The organism is Nostoc sp. UCD121, from assembly GCF_014222285.1.
In the GTDB taxonomy this organism is placed as follows: domain Bacteria; phylum Cyanobacteriota; class Cyanobacteriia; order Cyanobacteriales; family Nostocaceae; genus Nostoc.
Genome location: NZ_JACKZS010000299.1, coordinates 1 through 6,844, shown reverse-complemented (window position 1 = coordinate 6,844; position 6,844 = coordinate 1). Strand labels below are relative to the sequence as shown.

Sequence of the window (6,844 nt, the reverse complement as noted above, 5' to 3'; positions counted from 1 at the left end):
GTGGAGAACTCGGCTATATGTTTCTATTCAACCAAAAAATTAAATTTTTATTACTAAATTAAATTTTTTTCTTTTAGCATGAGCCGTTACTAAAAAATTGATGATTTTGTTATTTTGGATGTTGCGTTATATATATCTAAAGTAATAAGTATACTCAGCCTATAGTAATATTTTTGGCTATGGTGGAAATTTCTCCACTAAATATCCACTATTTACTAATAACTATTGAAGTATTAGAAAAAGGAATTATTGAAAAACAGGAGGCATGGATCATGACTCAGTTAACTCAGTTAGTGTCAGCAGGTGTATCTTTACTAACTTTAAATTTAACAGTACTTGTAGTTGGTGCATTAGACACCTATGCTCAATCTTCTCCTGCAACTACCTTTAGTGATGTTCAACCTAATTACTGGGCACAGCCGTTTATTCAAGGTTTGGCTGCAAGAAATATTGTAACTGGATATCCTGATGGTACATTTCGGCCAGAACAGCCAGTAGACCGAGATGAGTTTGCAGCAATCATTCGTAAAGCTTTTGAGCAACCACCAATTCGCCAAATACAAAGTGGTGCTGTATATAAAGATATTCCTGCTAACTATTGGGCTACTCGTCCTATTGAAGAAGCATATCAGCAAGGATTTATGTCAGGTTATCCTGGTGGTTACTTTCGTCCCAATCAATCAGTTTCTAAGGTTGAGGCAATAGTTGCTTTAAATAAAGGTCTGAATCTAACTAGTGGTACATCAGCAGTTACTGTACCTACAATTACGCAAAGAGTAGTTACCCAAAAAACCACACAAAAAGCTGTAAAAAGACGTATTCTCATGCCGCTTGGATTTACTGCTTTAATGCAACCTTTATTAATACCAAAAGCCCAAGCTGTAGCAGCTAATACTGTGAATCTTAACCGTCCAGCATCATTTATTATTACGAACACTTACGCAGATGCCAATAAGATTCCGCAATATGCCGTTGGAGATGTAGCAACAGCAACTAAAAAAAATATAGTGGTGAATTATCCAAATCCCAAAGTTCTTAATCCAAGTAAAGCTGCCACGCGAGGAGAAATTACAGCTTTAATTTATCAAACTTTAGTTTCCCAAGGAAAGATAGAACCAATTGCCATTAATTTACCTGCCCATCAGTATATTGTTCGTACTCCTGTCAACAAACAAAATGCTCAATAAGCGCGAACTCATCGAAGAGTTTTGCTTATTTAAGGTCTAATAACTTAGTTATAAGCCTCTATAATTTTATGCAGAGGTTTACTTTTGGTTTGATTAACCCTAACTTTTTTAAACCATTAACTCCACAGTAACCCTCTTCTGTCACTCTCCGAAAACATTTGCCTTTTCTAAAATCTAGAGCTTTTGTATAGCAAGCGATTGCACGATTCTTTTCTAATAGTAAATACAAGACCCATTTTTTTCTAATAGTATAGCTTGTATTGATTGCCTCATGAGGCTTCTAGCGATCACCCTCCCGGAGAGTGACAGGAGAGGGGTAAGCTGTCGCGCATTTAATTTGCACAACTAGGGCGGGCAGATGCCCATCCTACAATAGATTCATTTTTTTTGAGGATGCAAATTAAAAGATTTTTAGCTTAATGATTTTTTAGACATTAATATCTTTCTTGAGAAAGAAGGAGTAAAAAATTATATCTTTACAATTTTAAATATAGATATAGGAGGAAAAAGAATATGGCTCTATATAAACTGGAAGACTTTGCTGGTAACTATGGTGATGCAGATTTTGATAACTATGATGTTAAGGATTTTGATGTCTATTCAGACATAAATGACGATAAAGTTGGGACTGTCAAACACATCTTGGTGGATGATTCGGGACATTTCCGCTATTTAGTTGTTGATACAGGTTTTTGGTTCTTTGGTAGACAAGTATTGTTACCAATTGGGCGTTCCCGAATAAGCTATAGCAATCGGCGCGTGTATGCTATTGGGCTGACAAAGGAGCAAGTAGAAAATTTACCAGATTTTAATGATTTGGAACAGATTGATTACGATTATGAGGAACAGGTGCGTGGAGTTTATCGTACTCCAGTAAGACAAGCACCTTTAAATACATCAACACCTGTAGAGACATCGATACCTGTAGATGCTCCACCAGCCTCTAGCGATCGCGCAAGAGTTACTCCTGATCGTAATACATATACGTATAAAGATGAACCAAATCTTTACGATATGAATCAGCAGGATCATCAAAACCTAAAACTATACGAAGAACGTTTAGTTGCCAATAAATCCCGTGTTAAGACAGGAGAAGTATCTGTTGGCAAGCACATTGAAACTGAGACGGCAAGGGTTGCTGTACCAGTTGAAAAAGAACGCGTAATCATTGAACGTACTACTCCAGAACAGGCTGGTAGAACTGTATCGCCTGCTGAAGCTGACTTCCGTGAAGGAGAAGTTACTCGTATGGATCTTTATGAAGAAACCCCTGATATTCAGAAGGAAGCCGTTTTGCGTGAAGAAGTGAAAATTAAGAAAGTAGTTGAACAGGATACAGTTGAAGCCGAAGATACTGTTCGTCGTGAGGAATTAGACGTTAACACGAATGATGAGCGATTGCATGAGAGAAGAAGCTAAATGATGGCTTTGAGATAACTGCCAATGAAATACCCTCGCACTTAGAGAAGCTAAGTGCGAGGCAATTTTTTACAGTTAATTTAGATGCGTTTGCCCTGCCTATGGTGGGGCGTAGCCCATCGCCCTCCAACTATTAGGGAATGGCAAAATATTAAAATAAATCAATCCTTCAAGAATACCCGCAGCACCAGGGTAGTGAGCTAAAAAGTGCCAAGGGTAATGTGTCTTGTAATACCACCACAGAAGTTCTGTTTGGGCATTAGCAACGATAATCCCAGCTGATGGCTGTTGAAATAAACTGATGTCATTTCCAGAACCTCCACAGATAACGGTTGTATCTAATTGCGCTTGTAGCAATTCTTGCAGATATGCAGTTGCTTCACCTTTGTTACTGTTCTTGGGTATGATATCAACATCCCGCCCATTGCTGAAAATCACCTCAGCCTGCAATCCAGTAAAAGTTAACAAATCCTGCAAATCATGGATAACCTCAAGTGGCGCATCCATATCTAGGCAAAAGCTTAATTTATAGGGGGTTTGTTCGCTGTCGGGTTGGGGTATCAGTGCCGGAAAGTAACTAGCAATTGTCCAAACTGCATCCCAATCCCAATCTTTTGAGATTTGATTTGCCCAATCTTTTTCTAAAAGCACACCCTGTTGATAAATTTCAGTACCTACACTAGCGATTAAATAATCGGGTTTCAAAAGTTGTGCTTTTGTTATTATCTGACGACTAGAAGCATAAGAGCGACCAGTAACATAGACTAAGTAAATCTGATTACGTATAGCTTCTAGCCTTTGGTTTAAAGCAGCAATAGCTCGATTGTTACCAACCAAGGTATTATCTAATTCAATCACCAAAAGCAGTTTCATATTTGCTTCCACTAAAACAGTACAGTATTGATAAACCTCTTTCTCCTTGCTCCCAGCAAGAACTGCGGTATTAATGATAAGTCTTTAATCGGAAACGTATTATTTAACTGGTTGCCCACTGCACAATGCCATTAGAAAAAGAGTCAATTAATTTTTCTAGAGCTTTAATTTCATTGGATTTCAAAACTTTTGACTTCAACAAACTTTGGATTTGTCTTTCCAAATCTGGAGTTAACTTTCTAGTTTGAATAATTTCTTGAACAAATGTATCAAGTGTTAAAGATTGGTAGAGTTCGTGAACTTGGGCGGCAACTCCCTGAGTGCTAAAACGAGACTGAACCCAATTTTGTGCAGCATTGCCATAGCTTTCTTTGAGAGTTGGGTTTTGTAATAGACTATGAATAGCGATCGCCAATGCTTTAGAATCACGAGGAGGAACTAAAAATCCAGTTTCACCATGCACCACCGTATGCTGCAATCCTCCCACATTGCTAGCAATTACAGGTGTTCCGGCTGCCATTGCTTCAATCGCCACTAAACCAAAAGGCTCGTAGTAACTCGGTACAACGCAGATATCCCCTGCGGCGTAGTAAGTAGGTAACAGCGCTTGAGAAATTCGTCCAGTGAAAACTGTAACTGCTTCCAATCCCAGGTCGTTCACCAAAGTTTGAATGCGTTGTTGTTCTTGGAAGTCTGCTCCATCTTCACGGCTACCACCAACTAGATAGAGTTGAAATGCTGAAGGCAAATTGGCGCAAGCTCTGACTAGGGTTTCAACTCCCTTGCGTGGGTCAAAGCGTCCTACATACAAGATTATCTGAGAATCTGCATCAATTCCCAACTGTTGGCGAGCAACTTCTTTACTTACAGAACCAAAGTGTTCAGTATTAATCCCGCAGGGAATGACTTTAATACGTCCATACTGCGAAATTAACTGACGTAAATCTTCCGCTTCTTGAGGGCTAGTGGATATTACATAATCTGCTTGTTCTAAAATTGCCCTCTCCACACAATTACGAATTGCAGCAATCTGCGGCGGATTCTCCACATTACTATATTTAACTGCCCCTATAGAGTGATAGGTATGAACTTGAGGTAATCCCAATCGAGATTTAAGTTCTAATCCTACCCAAGCAGAAAGCCAATAGTTAGTGTGAATCAAGGCATAGCTGCGCCCTGTTCGTTGTTGAAAATTCAGCCAGGCTTCTACAAATTCTGGTAAATATTCAAATAAATCGTTTCTAGTAATGAATTCTGCTGGCCCAGCATTTAAACGAATAGTGCGACACCCTGGTGCTAATTCCACAATTTCTTCTTGGTCGGGGTATTCGCGTCGTGTGAACATATCAACCTGACAGCCGCGTTTTGCTAATGCTAATCCCAATTCTCGCACGTAGACATTTTGACCACCTGCCCCTTCTTTACCAATTTCAGCTGTCGGATCGCCATGAACTGAAATTAGGGCATAAATGGGTTGAGAATTTGGCGTTTCTGAAGCAGAATTTTCTAGAGATTTAACTAAATTTAAAGAAGGAAGAGTATTCATAATCAAAATTCACTATGGTATGTGGTACAAAAATTCACAGCTAGGTAACTTGGAGAAAAAATTATTTATTAAGTTACCTATCATCGAAAGAAACGTGTAAAAACCTTCTAGGAAACATAAACGAATGGCTTCTACTTGATTTTTGATTATTTGGAGAGCATTCTGGAAGAGAATCAATTAATAACCGTATTGCTTCATAAATTGATATTTGATGATATCCTGCATAAGCTCTAAGCTTGCGATACTCTTTACTGGTAATAACAATATTGGAAATATTTATTGAAAAATGGGTCATAAAAATTTCCTTAAAACTGAAATAAACTTACCAAAATGCTTTCGTTCCGAGATGTTACATTTTAGAAGTTGAAATATCGGTGAGAAATCGGTGAGAAATCGGTTATTAATAAAAAAATGCTATCTAAATCAATTTCTATTTAATTTAAAAATATCAAATATCTAAGCTAAAACACATCTAATTTGCAGATGGAAATTTTCTCAATATCTTGTGGGGTGGGCAACATTAGCGCCCTGATTATGCAACTTGAATGCTGATTAGCTTATGGTTGCGGTGTCGGAACGACCGTTGGAGGGTTAGTGGATCTTGGTATGACTAACAAATAAAAATATACAGAGCAACTAAATTTATTTATGGTTACTGAGCTTGTTGAAGTATGAGCCTGAAACTGATGAGCAAATTGTTAGCTCTGGATGGACAACCGCGATCGCTATCTATATCCTCAAGGCGATCGCTATTACTGTGAGTCGTGATTTTTAGGCGATCTCTCTTTTGCTCTTAATATATCGTATATTAGGTATTGGAGCCTAGATCAAATGTCTAGACTTTTAAACTTCATGTAATTACTACAAGAATTTAACCGTGATTACAAATGCTAGTAGCCTTACCCTTGGCGCTCTCCGTCAAACTTTTGGCTTGAGACTCGACTCTAGCGATCGCTTTTTTGATGAATGGTTAAATAATGCGCCGACTCTAACCGAAACGGAACTACAAGGACTAGATCGCCTCACTCGAAACTATACCTATCTCAGTCAAGAAGAACCACCTCTCGAAGAAATTGTTAAGCTTGTAGTTATATCACCATTGCTAGATTTAGCAGGTTTCTATCAGTTTCCTTTTTTGGTAAAAGCAGAAGTAAGTACCAATATCGAAGTTGCAGACGAAGCTAATGCTATTGCAGTTCAAGGCAGGATTGATATTTTGGTGATTCAAGATAGTTTTTGGATTTTGGTAATCGAGTCAAAGCCTGCAAGACTAGACGTTACGGCGGGAATTCCCCAAGCACTTACTTATTTATTGAGCGCTCCCAACTTACAGTCAAGTTGTTATGCAATGGTTACAAACGGAAGAGAAGTATTGTTTTTGAAATGCGATCGCCACCAAAATATCCCTCAATATACTAGATCCAATACTTATCGGTTACTTGAAAATACATCAGAACGTATCCAAGTTTTGCAGGGACTTAAACAAATTGGGGCTTATATTGGCGATTTGAGGAGTTAGGCGATCGCTATTTCTGTGAGTCGTGATTTTTAGGCGATCGCTTAATAATTACTTGTCTTTGCGATTGCTGATAACTTCTCGGAAATCAGCAACCAAGCCAAGCATTTCTGGTAGAACAATCTCGGCTAGAAACAGACAGCCAAGCAAGCGTACTGCTCGGCATAATGTCCCCATTCATTGGGTCGCGGCTAACGACGTTAATTTTCAGAACCCGCACGGATTGCAATACTGCTCGGTTAAGGGAAAATAGATAGTGGAATAAATCATAATTTGTTCGCGTGTGGCTTACGAGAACAAAAA

The 6,844-nt window shown here is 38.5% G+C and carries 6 protein-coding genes; 3 read left to right on the top strand and 3 right to left on the bottom strand.

Features of this window, described 5'->3' with window-relative positions:
* Positions 1–272: 272 nt before the first annotated feature.
* On the top strand, positions 273–1,187 hold the full coding sequence (locus tag GNF10_RS33825; protein WP_185582052.1) for an S-layer homology domain-containing protein: 915 nt from the start codon (positions 273–275) through the stop codon (positions 1,185–1,187).
* 513 nt (positions 1,188–1,700) lie between these two features.
* Positions 1,701–2,606, top strand: a complete 906-nt coding sequence (locus GNF10_RS33820) for a DUF2382 domain-containing protein (protein ID WP_185582001.1) — start codon at positions 1,701–1,703, stop codon at positions 2,604–2,606.
* A 99-nt stretch (positions 2,607–2,705) separates the two neighbouring features.
* On the opposite strand, the gene GNF10_RS33815 is transcribed toward GNF10_RS33820, so the two are convergent.
* Both GNF10_RS33815 and GNF10_RS33810 read right to left on the bottom strand, forming a co-directional pair.
* Entirely contained in the window at positions 2,706–3,479 is a 774-nt protein-coding gene (locus GNF10_RS33815; protein ID WP_179073029.1) for a sucrose-phosphate phosphatase, read from the bottom strand.
* A gap of 103 nt (positions 3,480–3,582) precedes the next feature.
* On the bottom strand, positions 3,583–5,025 hold the full coding sequence (locus GNF10_RS33810) for a glycosyltransferase (protein WP_185582000.1): 1,443 nt from the start codon (positions 5,023–5,025) through the stop codon (positions 3,583–3,585).
* Positions 5,026–5,902: 877 nt separating this feature from the next.
* On the opposite strand from GNF10_RS33810, the gene GNF10_RS33805 reads away from it, so the two are divergent.
* Positions 5,903–6,544, top strand: coding sequence for a restriction endonuclease subunit R (locus GNF10_RS33805; protein WP_185580493.1), 642 nt, complete (start codon positions 5,903–5,905; stop codon positions 6,542–6,544).
* An 85-nt stretch (positions 6,545–6,629) separates the two neighbouring features.
* Here GNF10_RS33805 and GNF10_RS38130 read toward each other — a convergent pair.
* Positions 6,630–6,844: hypothetical protein (locus GNF10_RS38130; protein WP_221643793.1), on the bottom strand; the 215-nt coding region annotated here is incomplete at its 5' end.

What these genes read in the sequence shown, in the direction of transcription:
- GNF10_RS33820 (WP_185582001.1), top strand. Translation starts at nt 1,701, where the DNA reads ATGGCTCTATATAAACTGGAAGACTTTGCTGGTAACTATGGTGATGCA.
- GNF10_RS33810 (WP_185582000.1), bottom strand. Translation starts at nt 5,025, where the DNA reads ATGAATACTCTTCCTTCTTTAAATTTAGTTAAATCTCTAGAAAATTCT.
- GNF10_RS33815 (WP_179073029.1), bottom strand. Translation starts at nt 3,479, where the DNA reads ATGAAACTGCTTTTGGTGATTGAATTAGATAATACCTTGGTTGGTAAC.
- GNF10_RS33825 (WP_185582052.1), top strand. Translation starts at nt 273, where the DNA reads ATGACTCAGTTAACTCAGTTAGTGTCAGCAGGTGTATCTTTACTAACT.